Source organism: Pedobacter sp. AC212, from assembly GCF_979258625.1.
This window is the reverse complement of sequence record NZ_OZ409870.1, coordinates 3,422,958-3,438,448: the sequence shown is the minus strand read 5'-3', so window position 1 is coordinate 3,438,448 and position 15,491 is coordinate 3,422,958. Positions and strand designations below refer to the sequence as shown.

General features: G+C 38.9%; 10 protein-coding genes. 4 read left to right on the top strand and 6 right to left on the bottom strand.

All coding sequences use genetic code 11. The features are described from left to right. Positions 1-85 precede the first annotated feature (85 nt). The 4 genes from ACZZZC_RS14725 (at position 86) to msrA (ending at position 6,819) form a co-directional block, all read left to right on the top strand. Entirely contained in the window at positions 86-2,911 is a 2,826-nt protein-coding gene (locus tag ACZZZC_RS14725; RefSeq protein ID WP_463487499.1) for an FAD-binding and (Fe-S)-binding domain-containing protein, read from the top strand. Between the two features lie 439 nt (positions 2,912-3,350). Beyond that, positions 3,351-5,429, top strand: coding sequence for an FUSC family protein (locus tag ACZZZC_RS14720; RefSeq protein ID WP_463482729.1), 2,079 nt, complete (start codon positions 3,351-3,353; stop codon positions 5,427-5,429). Between the two features lie 82 nt (positions 5,430-5,511). Continuing rightward, positions 5,512-6,306, top strand: coding sequence for an SDR family NAD(P)-dependent oxidoreductase (locus ACZZZC_RS14715; protein WP_463487498.1), 795 nt, complete (start codon positions 5,512-5,514; stop codon positions 6,304-6,306). Between the two features lie 21 nt (positions 6,307-6,327). Then, positions 6,328-6,819, top strand: a complete 492-nt coding sequence (gene msrA, locus ACZZZC_RS14710) for a peptide-methionine (S)-S-oxide reductase MsrA (RefSeq protein WP_463482727.1) — start codon at positions 6,328-6,330, stop codon at positions 6,817-6,819. Positions 6,820-6,976: 157 nt separating this feature from the next. Here msrA and ACZZZC_RS14705 read toward each other — a convergent pair whose 3' ends face one another. From ACZZZC_RS14705 to ACZZZC_RS14680, 6 genes are read right to left on the bottom strand one after another with little or no spacing between them, the layout of a single operon-like run. Beyond that, positions 6,977-10,105 carry an efflux RND transporter permease subunit gene (locus ACZZZC_RS14705; RefSeq protein ID WP_463482726.1) on the bottom strand — a complete coding sequence of 1,043 codons (3,129 nt, stop codon included), beginning with the start codon at positions 10,103-10,105 and terminating at the stop codon, positions 6,977-6,979. A gap of 26 nt (positions 10,106-10,131) precedes the next feature. Next, positions 10,132-11,229: an efflux RND transporter periplasmic adaptor subunit gene (locus ACZZZC_RS14700; RefSeq protein ID WP_463482725.1), complete on the bottom strand. Its 1,098-nt coding sequence runs from the start codon at positions 11,227-11,229 to the stop codon at positions 10,132-10,134. A 5-nt stretch (positions 11,230-11,234) separates the two neighbouring features. Continuing rightward, positions 11,235-12,506 (bottom strand): TolC family protein, encoded by a 1,272-nt coding sequence (locus ACZZZC_RS14695; RefSeq protein ID WP_463482724.1) that lies wholly within the window; start codon positions 12,504-12,506, stop codon positions 11,235-11,237. A 56-nt stretch (positions 12,507-12,562) separates the two neighbouring features. Then, positions 12,563-13,912, bottom strand: coding sequence for a sensor histidine kinase (locus ACZZZC_RS14690; protein ID WP_463482723.1), 1,350 nt, complete (start codon positions 13,910-13,912; stop codon positions 12,563-12,565). Next, positions 13,912-14,589 (bottom strand): response regulator transcription factor, encoded by a 678-nt coding sequence (locus tag ACZZZC_RS14685; protein WP_463482722.1) that lies wholly within the window; start codon positions 14,587-14,589, stop codon positions 13,912-13,914. The genes ACZZZC_RS14690 and ACZZZC_RS14685 overlap by 1 nt, the downstream gene beginning before the upstream one ends. 47 nt (positions 14,590-14,636) lie before the next feature. Continuing rightward, positions 14,637-15,338 (bottom strand): NUDIX hydrolase, encoded by a 702-nt coding sequence (locus ACZZZC_RS14680; RefSeq protein ID WP_463482721.1) that lies wholly within the window; start codon positions 15,336-15,338, stop codon positions 14,637-14,639. Between the last annotated feature and the right edge of the window lie 153 nt (positions 15,339-15,491).

Here is a 15,491-nt window from a genome sequence, read left to right as displayed (position 1 = left end):
ATTGTTACCAATCGTGGAATTTGTTGTTGCACCTGATTGATAGTTTAAACTATCTTTGTTTTAGAAAGACTATTGTGAATTAAAGATGAACGAGATTGGAAAATTGCTTAGCAAAATAATTGCTGAAGACCGAATCAAAACCAGATTAATCGATCTGGTTTCATACGCCTCTGATGCCGGATTTTATTACTTGAGACCAAAAGCAGTTGTTCAGCCTATTTCTATAGATGAAGTGGTCGCTTTGTTCGGATTTTCCCATCAGCATAACGTTCCGATTACTTTTCGTGCTGCGGGTACAAGTTTATCAGGTCAGTCGGTTTCTGATGGTATTCTGGTCGATTTAAGTCAATACTGGAATCTGGTTCGGGTAGAAAACAGTGGCGAGCAAGTTCGTGTGTATCCAGGCGTGACTGGAGCAGTCGTCAACTCAGAGTTAAAAAAATACTCTAAAAAAATTGGGCCGGATCCGGCCAGTATTAATTCTGCCATGATGGGTGGGATATTATCAAACAATGCAAGCGGAATGTGTTGCGGCGTGAGCAAAAATTCTTACCACACCATTAAGTACATCAACTTTGTTTTACCAAATGGTAAGCGTTATTCGACGGAGCAGAAGGATGATTATGTTCGTTTTGAAAACGAGTGTAAAGACATCTGTTCGGGCATTTCGGCATTAAAAGAGCAAATCACATCTGACGAGGAAATTTTCAATCTCATCAGAAATAAATATAAAACCAAAAATACAGTAGGTTATTCGGTAAATGCCTTTATCGACTATGCTCATCCGCTAGATATTCTTGCCCATATTTTGATTGGAGCGGAAGGTACGCTAGGATTTATTGCTGAAGCAGTACTTAATACGGTACCGGATTATCCTTTGAAAACCACAGCTTTACTGTATTTCCCAAATATTTATGCCGCTTGTAATGCAATTGTTCCATTAACGCATTCTGGAGCAGAAGCTGTGGAGCTGATGGATCGGGCATCACTCCGTTCTGTGGAAGATATTAAAGGTGTTCCAATAATTCTTAAATCGTTACCAGAAGAAGCTGCAGCACTTTTGGTGGAGTATCAGGATCATACGCAAACTGCTATTGATTTTAAATTAGCACAATTTCTTGCCGTTGCTGACGCACTTGAACTTATGCTGGCGCCAGAGTTTACTAACGATCCTATCGAGCAGGCATTTTTATGGAAGATTAGAAAAGGCATGTTCCCCTCTGTTGGTTCTGTTAGGGCCAGTGGTACAACGGTAATCCTTGAAGATATTGCTGTGCCTGTAGCTGAATTGGGAAATGCTATTTTAGACCTGCAAGCCCTATTTAGTAAGTATGAGTATAGCAATGCGATTATTTTCGGCCATGCTAAAGATGGAAATATCCATTTTGTAGTGACGCAGGCTTTTGAGACTGCAACTGAAATTGACCGTTACGATCGTTTTCTACATGAAGTAGTTACACTGGTAACTGAAAAATATAAAGGCGCCCTTAAGGCAGAACATGGAACGGGAAGGAACATGGCGCCATTTGTTGCAACTGAGTGGGGTGAGGGAATTTACGAAGTAATGAAAGCGTTGAAACAACTTATTGATCCACAGAATCTGCTAAACCCTGGAGTAATCATTAATGAAGATAAACATGCTCATATCAAAAACTTAAAAGATCTACCTAAAGTTGAAGAGGAGGTTGATAAGTGTATGGAATGTGGCTTTTGCGAATACAAGTGCCCGAGCCGAAATATTACCTTAACCCCTCGACGTCGGATCGTAGTGAGACGTGAGTTACTTAAGTTAAAGCGAAATAACGATAATGCTACTTACAAGAAGCTTCTTAAGGAGTATGAATATGACGGGCTGGAAACCTGCGCCGTTGATGGCCTTTGTGCAACGGCTTGTCCGGTGGATATTAATACAGGTTCATTAGTAAAGCGTTTGAGAAGAGAAAGCCATAGCAAATTTGCTAACGGGCTGGCCTTAATGGTTGCGAAAAACTTTAAGCCGATAACTTCTATTGTTAAATTCGGGATAGAAGTTGCCTCTGGAATGAATTCGGTATTTGGCGCAAATGCCATGACGAACTTGACTAAGGGCGTCAGGAAAATAATTCCTGGAGTGCCGCTTTGGTCAAACCAAATAAAACCGACCCATGCAAAAGGCGACAGGATATCAAAATCAAATGTTAGTGATGCGCCAGCTGTAGTTTATTATCCAACCTGCATCAGCAGGACCATGGGTGGAGCCGTAACGGATCAAAAAAACATCATCGAAACATTTCTTCAGGTTTCCGAAAAACTAAATATTAACTTCCATATTCCTCAAAATATTCAGAACACCTGTTGCGGGCAAATCTTCTCATCAAAAGGTTTTAATGATGCATTCAAACATACTGTAAATGATACGGTTAACAAATTATGGGAGTGGAGTGAGGGTGGTAAAAACCCAATTGTGCTAGACATTACTTCCTGTACTTATACGCTTCAAGAATGTCGCCCTTCTTTAACTGAGGATAACAAGGTTAAATATGATGCTTTAACCATAATTGATAGTGTAGACTATATTTTAGATTATTTACTGCCAAGGGCAAATGTGGTACGTAAGAAGAACAAGATTGCACTTCATCCGGTCTGTTCCTTACAAAAAATGGGTTTAGAAGGCAAGTTTGTAAAGATTGCCCAGCAACTGGCTGATGAAGTTCTGCTACCTGTTCATTCGGGTTGTTGCGGAATGGCAGGCGATCGTGGATTTCTTTTCCCTGAACTTACCGCTTCTGCTACATTGCCTGAGGCAACAGAAGTAAAAAAAGATAACTATGAAGGTTACTATTCATCTGGTAAAACCTGCGAAATAGCCATGTCTGAGGCAGTTGGGAAAAATTACGAGTCTATTATCTACCTGCTGGCAGATTGTATTTAACTTTTTCGATTGCTTTAAATACTTTATTAGCCTTCCGTTTTTTGCTATCTGAAGATAAAATTAAGCGTACTTCAATTTCTTATACGGGTAGTAATACTCTTTTGAAATCATCATATTCCCTTTAAATTTGTACTGTAGATTAAATCATCGGGACGATTTATCGCTAGAGAAGAGCAGCAGATAGTACAACACTATCTGCTTTCTTTTTGCTTTGCTAGCATAAGCGAGTGTTGCTTAAGTTTCCTGGCAAATTACTCAGATGGATCTCTAAACAATTTATTTGACTTATTTACAATTTCAGGGCTATGCTTCAAGCCATTCTACACTTATTTGAAGTATCGTTATTTCAGTATGGGAGTATTTCTTTCCAGCAATGTTTCGCTGATTAACGAATGGATGAGCTATCTTTGCGGTACTAACAAAATCATTCATATTCATCTTGATTACTAAAGGCAAACGAGTAATTTCATCTATCACCTATTTTTTTCTTGGAGAATATTTTTCAGATGCGCTGCGCACTACGCTCACAGTAATCATTCCCATTATATTTTTCTTTTATCTTGGAAATAGAGAGGCGGCAACTGGTATTGGCGTAGGTGCATTGCTCATTAGTTTAACCGATTTGCCCGATAACCGATTTAACAAGTTTAGAACGGCTTTATTGAGTCTTGCGTTTTTCTCATTTACCACTTTTGTGGTTTCACAGGTTTTAGATTATCCTATTTTTAAAGCGCTTGTGATTACCTTCCTGGCCTTCGCATTTTCACTTTTAAGTGTTTATGGTCAAAAAATGGGTTTGATAGGTACCATGTCACTTATTGTATGTGCCTTTGTAATGGGGCTTCATCCGCCACGGCCAATTTATTTTAGTGGCTACATGTTACTTGGAGGAATTTGGTATTATATGATCAGTTTAATTCAGACCGTCATCAGACCGTATCGTTCGTTGAATCATGCTATTTTTGAATGCCTGATGGCTAGTGCCGAATTTTTAAAGGCGAAAGCTAGAAATTATGATCCCAATATCCCGCTGGATCATCAGCAAAAGGAGGTCATCAAACTTCATATTCGTGTTAACCAAAAGCACGAACTGATCCGAAATTTGCTTTTGACTGATCGCTATGCAATGGATCCGGGAAATAGCAACGGGCAAATTCTGCTGGCACGGGCCGGCTTTCTGATTGATTTGTATGAGCAACTTAACGCGGTGCATTTCGATTACGAAAACGTAAGGCAAACCTTGGCGGGAACTGATGTGCTGCCGTTGATTGCAAGTTTGATAGCTGAGCTCGCAGAAGTAATTGAAGCGCTTGAGCAGCACATTCGTTCGAAAAACAATCGACCAAGTTCATCAAAAGAGGTGAGCAGGTTTTTAGAAAGTAGAGTGCTTTTGATCCAAAAACTTCCAGCGCTTACTGAAATTCAAACAAAATTTGTCAAAAACGTCTTAACAAACGTCGACGAGATCAGCAGTATTATAGCTTCCATTCGTAATAAACAAACTTTTACTGCGCACCACAAAGCTGGTCGTGAAAAAATTGCTTTTCCTCGTTTTTTAAGTTCCGACCGTTTTCCCTTGAGCGATCATCTCACTTTAAAATCACCGATTTTTCGCTTTTCTCTGCGGATGGCGATTTGCTTTCTTTTTGGTTTTATCTTAATCAGTCAATTTCAGGCTAGTAAATATAGCTACTGGCTGTTTCTAACGCTGGTAATTGTCGCCCGCCCCAAATTCTCCATCACCTGGAAACGAAATTTTCAAAGACTTAAAGGCAGTTTAGGAGGGATTGTAATTGGTTTGGTTTTGATTTACATCATTAAAAGTCCGGCAGTCCTATTGTGTATTTCGGCAATTTGTCTGCTTGGGTTTTATGCTTTCAACAGAATCAATTATACCATTAGCGTGCTATTTATTACGCCTGCAGTTATTCTTACTCTAGGGAGTTATCATGGTCATTTTGATCATATTGTGCATGATAGAATTTTGTATACTGCTATCGGATGTGCCATAGCGATTATGGCTACCTATCTCTTCCCCATCTGGGACAGCAAAAACCTACATCAAAAGATAAAGGAAGCAGCAGATGCCAGTTTGAAGTACTTTATTATCGCCACAACGGAATCTAATCAGGGTGAAAATGCGGCCAGACTCGCACGCAAGAATGCAAATCTTAGCCTTTCAAGCTTGTCTGAGTCTATAGAATCTGCCAGTCAGGAACCTCAGCAATCGTTGAGAGATTTGAAAAATTTCTACGAGTTGCAGGTGATCATTTATAAAATTAATGCGATGGTTACTTCTATCTTTTTATCAGGAGAAAGAGTAAATCAAAATATTAATGATCAAATATTTAACGAGATTCATTTCAATCTGAACTTAAGTTCGGAAAGTTCTACTAATAGACTTGAATCTAATCAACAGTCCATCGGCGAAGTAGTTGGCAATAATGCATTGTATCAAAAACTACATATCATTCTAGCCTTATCTGCGAACCTTAATGAGTGCTACAAAAGCAGCTAGTTGAATTTTACATCAATATGCATTTTCGCATAAACAGATTCAATACGTATTTGTTATCATTACGTTTTAATTGATATACAAAATGGATTTAAATCTAAAAAATAAAACAGCTTTTATCAGTGGATCAACCGCTGGTATTGGTTATGCTATTGCCGAAAGTTTTTTAAAAGAAGGGGTTACCGTAATTATCAACGGAAGATCGAAAGATACTGTTGATACTGCCGTAGAAGATTTGAAAAAGACTACCGGAAGTAATGCGGTAAGTGGAATTGCTGCTGATTTTTCAAAGGTAGAAGAGGTGAATGATTTAATCGCTGCTTTACCACAGATTGATATTTTAATAAATAACGCCGGGATCTTCGAACCAAAATCATTTGAAGAAATTAGTGATGAGGATTGGTTTCGCTTTTTTGAAGTGAATGTGATGAGCGGAATCCGTTTATCACGTCATATCTTTCCAAGGATGTTGGAAAACAACTGGGGCAGAATTATATTCATTTCCAGTGAGTCTGCAGTGTTCATTCCTAATGAAATGATCCATTATGGAATGACAAAAACCGCCCAATTGGGTGTAAGCAGAGGTTTAGCTGAGCTAAGCAAAGGCACAAATGTTACCGTGAATTCGATCCTTCCAGGGCCGACAAAATCGAAAGGTGTCGGCGGTTTTATTGAAGATTTAGCTAAAAAAGGAAATATTAGTGTAGCTGAAGTTGAAGATGATTTCTTTAGGAATATGCGTCCAACTTCGTTAATCCAGCGGTTTTTGGATGTAAGTGAAATTGCCAATGCAGTAACTTATTATTCAAGTCCATTGGCTTCTGGCACAAACGGGGCAGCAATACGTGTAGAAGGCGGTTTAATCCGCTCAATTTTGTAAATAATAGATTAGAATATAATTATGAATACTGAAAAAGCCATATTAGCAGGAGGTTGTTTCTGGGGGGTAGAGGAATTGATCCGTCATCAACCAGGCGTAATTTCAACAGTAGTGGGTTATACTGGCGGTGACGTACCGAATGCTACATACCGAAACCATGGCACCCACGCCGAAGGAATTGAAATTGTATTTGATCCTGAAGAAATGTCCTATCGAAAATTATTGGAGTATTTTTTTCAAATCCATGATCCGACAACAAAAAACCGTCAGGGAAATGATGTAGGTACTTCTTATCGTTCGGCGATCTTTTACCTCAGTGAGGAGCAAAAAAATACGGCACTGGAATTGATTCAGGAACTCGAAAATTCGGGCAAGTGGCCTGGAAAGTTTGTTACAGAGGTTGTTCCTGCCGTAGATTTTTGGAATGCCGAAGAAGATCATCAGGATTATCTTCAGAAGATTCCTTATGGTTATACCTGCCATTTTGAAAGACCGGATTGGAAACTGGATTAACAAGCAGCAGGCGTATCAAAAACATCAGTATCATCTTGACCTTATAGAAGGGCTCATTAAAATTCCCTGAAGTAACGTTTAGACAAACTCAAAGGCTATATTAGAAAAAATTATTTTAAACAACAAAGCCTTTCGGATTCTGAAAGGCTTTGTGCTTTTATGCCTGTGCAGGATTAATCTTTTCAACTTTCTTTTTGTACGACCAGTAGAATACAATCGGATAAACAAAAAGGTTGAAAAGTGTATTGGTAATTAAGCCTCCAATTACAACAATGGCTAAGGGCTTCGAAGCTTCAGAACCAATTCCTGTAGATAAAGCAGCCGGCATTAATCCAATCGCTGCCATTAAAGCAGTCATTAAAACTGGTCTGAATCTGCTTGCAATACCATCTCTCATGGCATCGGTAAATGTCCAGGTTTCGTGGTGTTTCAGTTCGGCAATATTGGTTTTGAAACGGGTAATCAGAATTACTCCGTTTTGAACACAGATGCCAAACAAAGCAATGAAGCCGATACCTGCAGAAATGTTAAAGTTTACACCTGCAAATAATAAAGCCAAAATTCCACCAATCATGGCAAACGGAACATTATTTAACACCAGCAAAGCATCTCTTATATTTCCGAAAAGCACAAACAGAATGAAGAAGATTAACAACAAACTCACTGGAACGGCTTCTGATAATCGGGAAATGGCTCGTTGCTGATTTTCAAAATCTCCAGCCCATTCCAGTTTGTACTCTTTCGGAAGTTTTATTTGTGCATTTACCTTTTGTTGTGCTTCGGCAATTACGCTGCCCATGTCGCGGCCACGGATGGAAAATTTAATAGCGCCGTAACGTTTATGTTTATCGCGGTAAATCATACTTGGTCCGGTAATTTTTCTGATGCTCGATATTTCACCAAGTTGTACATTTGAGCCCGATAAAGTTGGGATCCTTAGTTTGCTGATCGAACTTTCATCATTCCTGAAATCTTCCGGATAACGAATAATAAGGTCAAACTTTCGCTCACCTTCATAAATTTGTGTGGCCGCTTTACCGCCAATTGCCATTTCGATAACCGCATTTGCATCAGCAGTGCTCACCCCATAAAGCGCCATTTTCTTTTGGTCGAGGTTAATTTGTAATTCTGGTTGCCCAAGGTTGCGCAAAATTCCGAGGTCTTCAATACCCTCAACTGTTTTTAAAATCTTTTCAATTTTTTCTTCTTCCTGTTCGATGAATTCGAAGTTTTCGCCAAATATTTTTACCACAATAGAACCCTTTACACCAGAAACGGCTTCTTCCACATTATCAGAAATGGGTTGCGAAAAATTGAGACTGATGCCTGGAAAAGTTTTGAGCTTTTCCTGCATCCGCTCGATCAACTGCTCTTTGCTTTGTTTTCTTTTCCATTCTTTCCGTGGATAAATATCGACGTGAAATTCCATGTTGTAAAATCCCGTTGCATCGGTACCATCGTTTGGTCGGCCAGTTTGCGACATCACTTGTTTAACTTCTTCAAAACTCAAAAAGATCTTTCTCATATCATTGGAAAGCTTTTTGGTTTCATCTAAAGAAATACTCAGCGGCCCTGTTGCCCGAACGTAAATAGAACCCTCATCTAAGCTCGGGAGAAATTCTGTACCTAAAAACTTAAAGCTAAATGCGCCCATCAGCAACACGATAATAGAGATGGAAAAAACCAGTTTTTTCTTACTGAAACAGATATCGTAGAATTTTAGGGTGGCTTTAGTCATCCATTCCAGAAAAACATTGTGTTTTTCTTTTACATTTTTCTTCAGCAATACACTCGCCATTGCAGGTACCAGTGTAAAAGTTAAAATAAGCGCACCTAAAAGCGCAAAACTCAGTGTCCAGGCGAGTGGAGAAAACATTTTGCCCTCTACTTTTTCAAAAGTGAAAATCGGCAACAAGCCCGTAATGATAATCAGTTTGGCAAAAAGGATTCCCTTTCCATTTTCCATACAGGCTTTTTTGATGAATCCGAGCTTGCTAATTTTATTAAAACGATCCATGCCCAGCTTCTTCGCCCGCATATCCAGGGTAACAAAAATTCCTTCGACCATCACCACTGCACCGTCGATAATGATCCCGAAATCTATCGCCCCCATAGATAACAGATTTGCAGGCATTCCTTTCAGTTTAAGACAGATAAATGCAAATAGAAGCGCTAACGGAATGATGATTGATACGATCAGCGTGGTCCGCCAATCGGCCATAAAGAGGAAAACAATCAGAGTAACAAATAAAATTCCTTCGAGCATGTTTCCCATCACTGTGTGTACAGAATAGTTAACCAGATCTTCACGGTCGTAGAAGGGCTTAATCTTCACATCATCGGGTAGGATGGAACCGTTAATCACATCGATCTTTTCTTTTAAACGGGCAATTACTTCACTCGGATTACCACCCTTGCGCATCACCACAATGCCTTCAACCACATCCGGATCATAATCTCTACCTACCTGACCTAATCTCGGCAAAGCCGATTCTGCAACCTCGGCAATTGTTTTTACGTAAACCGGAGTTCCGTTTACGTTATCCACTACTACGTTTCTAATTTCATCTATATTGTTGAGCACGCCAATTCCACGCACCACGTAAGCCTGCCCGCTTTGAACAATAACATCGCCACCAACGTTGATGTTGCTTTTTGAAACAGCTTCAAAAAGTTCGGTAGCGGTTACGCCATATTGAATTGATTTCTGAGGATCAACTGTGATTTGGTAGGTTTTTACCTCTCCACCAAAACTAACTACATCAGCAATGCCCGATACGGATAGGAGCTCACGCTGGATCACCCAATCCTGCAATGTTTTCAACTCCCGAACCGATTTCTGATCACTGCTTAAAGTGTAACGAAAGATTTCTCCTGTGGGTCCGTATGGTGGCTGTACCTCAGGCTGAATTCCCTCGGGCAAATCGGCTTCATCAAGGTGATTGTTTACCTGAACCCTCGCTTCGGCGTAATCAACATCATCTTCAAAGCTTACTTTAACTATCGATAATCCAAATAGTGATGATGAACGAATGCTGGTTCTTTTCTCGGTTGGATTCATGGCAATTTCCAACGGCCTACTTACGAATTTCTCTACCTCTTCGGCACTTCTGCCTGGCCACTGCGTAATAATAGTGATGTTGGTATTGGTAACATCTGGAAAGGCATCTATCGTGGTACTTTTGAAGCTGAAATAACCGGCCAGGACGAGGATGAATGTGGCGAAAAATATAAAATATTTATTTTTCAGCGCAAAGCCGATGATACTTTTAATGAATTTGTTCATGATTAAAGTTTGATGATGTAGGGATTTTACTGGGTTTTCAGGTTTTCAAAAAGGAAAACTTGTTTCGACGCAATGACACGATCGCCAGCTTTCACACCTTTGCTGATAAAGATCTTGTCGGCAGTTTTGCGGCCGATTTCGATCTCCTGAATGCGGACTTTATTATCGCCGCTTAATAGTAAAACATAATTTTTATTCTCATCAAAAATTACCGCCCTTGCGTTTACCACAGGTAAATTCACACCTGAACTAGCTGAAACCTTTACCGTACCGAGCATACCTGGCTTCAATAAAAAATCAGGATTTGCAATGACAACCCTTGCGTTCATAACCTTGCTATCTTGATCTATCAGGTTGTAAATTTTGTCGATTTTTCCCTTAAAAGTTTTCTCCGGATAGGATAGGGTCGACAAATTCACTTCATCGCCAGCTTTTACCCTGGAGATATCCGATTCGTAAATGTTAATCATTGCCCAAGCATTAGAAAGATCGGCCACTGTAAATAAACTTTTGTCGTTATCGCCACGCAACTGCATATTGTCGTTAACATTTTTTTCAATTAAGAAGCCATTCAATGGCGATTTTATGGCATATAAACCCGTGCTGCTTCCTCCATTTATTTTTAAAACAGAATTGGCCCTTTTCAGCTCCGCTTTCTTAATTTGATAATCGTTTTTAGCCTCTTCTAACTCTTTAGCAGATGATAAACCACTTTCATAAAGTTGTTCGGCTTGCTTAAAAGTTCTACCGGCAGTTTTAAGTTCAGCATTTGCAGCGATTACTTCTTTATCAAAGCCGGCCATTTCAGCACTGTTTACTGTTGCGAGGGTTTGTCCTGCCTTAACCTGGTCGCCTAAACGCACATTCACGCGATTTACCGAACCGCTTACCATGGGGAAGAGCTCCGATTTTCGATCTTCATTGGCCGTAATTTTAGCAGAAAATATAATGTCCGCTTTGCCATTTGCCTGCTGAACAGTGTCGATAGTAAGCCTGTTCAACAGCGAATCTGTAATCGCGAATTTTTCAGATGGAGGCGCTGCTTGTTTATCGCTACAGCCAAAGCCGAAACTTACTGATGTTAATAAGAGTGCCTTAATGATATTTTTGTGGATGGTTTGCATAGTAATTATTTGAAAATGTTGGTGCCAGTAACGTAGTTTAATTCCTCTCTCGAGCTCATTCTTTCGAATTTCAGATTGTTTATTTGCAGGATATTTTCCTTGTAGGATTCATATAAATCGAGGAATTCGATTAAACTGATGTTTCTTTCTCTGAAGTTTTTAATTAAACCGTTAATCAGTTTATCAAATTCGCCATTGAAGGCAGGATCGATTTCTGAAGAAAGTTTTTCATTTCTCAACGCAGTGCGATAGCTGTTAAAAACCTCGTTCGATAGCAAGATCTCCTGCTTTTTGATGTTCGAAGTAGCAGCATCAATTCCAACTTTTGCCTTTTTAATTTCCCCCTGGTTTCTGTTGAATAAGGGAATAGGAATCTTTAGTCCAATACCCGTATATTTTTCAGGGTAATTGCCTTTTAAATCGTAAGCCAATGAGATTTCGACATCAGGAATGGCCATTGCTTTTTGAAGCTTTAAATTGAGTTCGTTATATTCAAGATCAGTTTTCGCAAGTTTTAAATCGGCCCTGTGTGTTCTGGCAGAGTCGAGCAGATTGGAATAGGGAATTTGATTTAAGGAAATATCCTTTTCCACTCTTTCTGGAAGTTCTAAAACCAGGGAGACATTGGGTTCCAGGCCGCATAGTAAACGTAAATCTTTGTGATAATCTTCCAAATCATTCAGCAGGTTTACCCGTTCTGATTTTAGGCCAATAATCAATGATTTTATTCTAACTACATCTTTTAGTGCAACATTACCCGCTTTCAACTGCAAATCGTACGCCTTTAAAAGGCTTTCAGTCGATTTGATCTGGTCATCATAAACCTTTATCGTTTGGGTGGAGAAATAAGTCTTGTAAAAAGTATTGCGTAACTCAAACTTAAGTGTACGTATCAAATCGAAATATTCAAGTTCCGCCAATTTTACGCCTGTTTGGGCAAGCTTAATGTTCTTGTTTCGCTTGCCGGCGAGTTTAATTAATTGAGAAACCGAAGCCGCATACTGCCCATACTCAAAGGATGTTTGCAGGAATTTCTTTGTTTCGTGGTTGTAAAAAAGATTTTCGTATTCAAGCTCCGGATTATCGAAAAGCTTTGCCGTAATTACTTCGGCTTTGGCGGCATCTATTTCGTAATTACGGGATAACAGGTCAAAATTATTCTTTAGAAAAAGGACTTCGGCCTGTTTTAAATTGAGCTTTAAAGTGTCAGTTTGTGCTAAGCTTACCTTGGTAGAAACAGTAACTATAAAAAGTAGAAAAATACTTATTCTCATCATGCGGCAAAACTATCTTTGCCGAATTAAACATGAATTAAATCGAAATTAAAACCGGATTAAAATAAAGGCAGGGTAATAATAAAGGTGCTTTTTTGAGTGCTTGAGCTTGAAATCTCAACTTTCCCTTTAAATAGGTTTATAATTTTTTGAGCCATATATAGACCCATTCCTTCACCGGTTTTCCCTAGTTCTTTAGAGCGGGTGTAGAATGGTTTAAAAACTTCTTCTCGCTCCGACGCAGAAATTCCTTTTCCCTGATCACTTATTTTGACAACTAAATTTTCAGCATTTCGTTCCAGTGCACAGGTTACCTTTTTGTTGTCGGAGAACTTAAAGCCATTTGAAATAATGTTATCAAACACGATTTGTAACAATACAATATTTGCCAACACCTGGGGTTGGCTGCCAGCCAAATTGTTTATTATATCAATTTTGAGATTTTTTTGATGCTGCCACTCCTGTTTAATTTTTATCAACAGCTCATCTATCCGAACAGGAGAAAGCTGTGACTGAATCAATTCGACATCCATTTTTGCCAGGGCCAATAATCCGGTAATGATATGATCCATCTTTTCTGCATCATCCAGCATGGATTGAATCGCTTTTTGATAGGAATCACTATCACGCTCTTTAGATAGCGCCAGTTCTGCAGTCATCATCATCCTCGTAACGGGTGTGCGCAACTCATGCGAAGCATTGGCAACAAAGGTTTTTTGAAGAATAAAAGCCTGCTCCAACTCGTTCATCAATTGATTGAAGTTTTTTGCGATAAGACTAATTTCGTCTTCGGTGTTGCGCTCTTCAACTCTAAATTCCATGTTTTTCAAGCCAATTTGTTTCACTTCGGTCATAAACTTTTTTAATGGCTGTAGCATTTTTTCAGCAATCCATCTACTCAAAAGCAAAACGATAATGGAAATCATTACGAAAACAAAAACCATAATTTTCAAAAGCTTTACAAGCCTGTCATGAGAGCCTTGGTCGGTTGCCGAAGCCAGGATTACAAAATCGCCTTGGTTGTCTTTGTAATAAATGCCAACAACCTGCCGCTCTCCATCGGTATATTTTAAGCGTTTGTTTCTTCTAACCTTTTCTATTGTAGCTTTTGTCCAATATTGTGCGGAATCGCCAATAAAGGTTGCCCTATTTTTATAGTCATAAATGCGGGTTACCTCACCATTTAACTTTTGCAGGTATTTATGCCGCACTTCGTTTAAGGCATCTCTGCTAATTTCGTCGGCCTCCAGATACAATTTCGCCGTAACCATTGTTCTATCTGTAAGGCGCTCAAAAAAATCAGCCTGCAGAAATTTCATGAAAGTAAAATACACTACGCAAAGCACCGCGAAAAGCAAGGAAGTGCTGATTAAAGTAAAATACAACGCAATGCGATCTTTTATTTTCATTACTTAAAAATGTAGCCCATATTTATTTTAGTGTGAATTAATTTTCTGTCGAAGTCTTTGTCTATTTTCTTCCGCAGAAAATTAACATAAACATCTATCACGTTTGTCCCTGTATCGAAATTAATATCCCAGGCCATTTCAGCAATATACCGACGCGATAACAAACGGTTGGGATTTCGTAAAAACAACTCTAATAAAACAAATTCTTTGGCACTGAGGTCGATGATTTTTCCGGCCCTGCTTACCTCTTTGCTTAAGGTATCCATTGTTAAATCCTCGAAAATAAGTTGATGATTTGGAATGTTTTCTAAAGAAGTTTGTCGTCTTAGTAGTGCTGAAACACGGGCAAGCAGTTCCTTTAAATGAAAAGGTTTTACCAGGTAATCGTCAGCGCCAGCATCTAAGCCAGTAACCTTATCATCAACGGTACCCATAGCGGTGAGCATTAGGATAGGAGTCTGGATGTTTTTTTCGCGAAGGCGTTTACAAACCTGGATGCCGCTTAAACCCGGCATCATAATGTCGATAATTAGCAGGTTAAATAGTTCCTGAACGAAGTGTTCCAACGCATCAATTCCATTGGAAACAACATTTATCTGATAGCCGTTTTCTTCCAAAGCAGTTTGTAACAATGCTGCAATTTTTGGATCATCTTCAGCTATTCCTATTTTAAGCATTTACAAAAATAGTGATATGATCTTAAAACGGGATTAAAATGAAGGTGCTAAAGGGGTTTTAGGTTTGGAATCAGGTTTAAAAATGCTTGGAGGTTTGCCTGATATTTTTTCTTATCCAGCTTAAAATAATAGGCGCCTTTTTTAGAGCAGGATTTGTCTTTCTCTTCCAACTTAATTAGTAAGCCCGTTGAACTGATCTTCCTGCTGAAGTTTCTGGTGTCAATCTTGGTATCATTTACCTCCTCAAATAAAATCTGTAACTGAGGAATGGTGAATTTTTTAGGTAACATTTCGAACAAAATAGGGTGTAAGGCTGCTTTATAGCGTAATTTTTCTCTCGCATCTGCCACCATCCTGTCGTGGTCGAAAATGAGTTTAGGTCGCTCACTAATTAAAAACCATTCTGCGTGGTAATCATCATTTAGTTGCGTTTTGTATTTATTGAGATCAATCAATGCAAAATAACAAACGGAAAGCGTTCGCTCGATCGGGTCTCGGGCAGGCTCTCCGTAGATTTGCAATTGCTCCAGATAAATTCCTTCTAAGCCAGTATTCTTTTTTAAAACACGTTGAGCGGCTTCATCCGGACTTTCATTACTGCCCACAAAGCCTCCAATTAAACTCCACTTGTTGATTTCTGGTTCCAAACCTCGCTTCACAAGTAAAATTTTCAAGTGTTCTCCGTCAAATCCAAACACAATGCAATCTACAGCGACTAAATAATGAGGTTGACTAGAATATTCTAACATGTTTAATAATTATCGGGTGATGGTTTAAATTTCTACTAAAATATAAAATATTAGCAAAGTTATTAATTGTCGTTTTGACATTTAATATATTATAGATAGCTTTGTTATTATTAGATTAACGAAAATACGCTCAATTCAAAACACAAAGAAATA

Excerpts from the sequence above, each read along its gene's own strand:
- ACZZZC_RS14725 (WP_463487499.1), top strand. The coding sequence starts at position 86 with ATGAACGAGATTGGAAAATTGCTTAGCAAAATAATTGCTGAAGACCGA.
- ACZZZC_RS14715 (WP_463487498.1), top strand. The coding sequence starts at position 5,512 with ATGGATTTAAATCTAAAAAATAAAACAGCTTTTATCAGTGGATCAACC.
- msrA (WP_463482727.1), top strand. The coding sequence starts at position 6,328 with ATGAATACTGAAAAAGCCATATTAGCAGGAGGTTGTTTCTGGGGGGTA.
- ACZZZC_RS14705 (WP_463482726.1), bottom strand. The coding sequence starts at position 10,105 with ATGAACAAATTCATTAAAAGTATCATCGGCTTTGCGCTGAAAAATAAA.
- ACZZZC_RS14700 (WP_463482725.1), bottom strand. The coding sequence starts at position 11,229 with ATGCAAACCATCCACAAAAATATCATTAAGGCACTCTTATTAACATCA.
- ACZZZC_RS14695 (WP_463482724.1), bottom strand. The coding sequence starts at position 12,506 with ATGATGAGAATAAGTATTTTTCTACTTTTTATAGTTACTGTTTCTACC.
- ACZZZC_RS14690 (WP_463482723.1), bottom strand. The coding sequence starts at position 13,912 with ATGAAAATAAAAGATCGCATTGCGTTGTATTTTACTTTAATCAGCACT.
- ACZZZC_RS14685 (WP_463482722.1), bottom strand. The coding sequence starts at position 14,589 with ATGCTTAAAATAGGAATAGCTGAAGATGATCCAAAAATTGCAGCATTG.
- ACZZZC_RS14680 (WP_463482721.1), bottom strand. The coding sequence starts at position 15,338 with ATGTTAGAATATTCTAGTCAACCTCATTATTTAGTCGCTGTAGATTGC.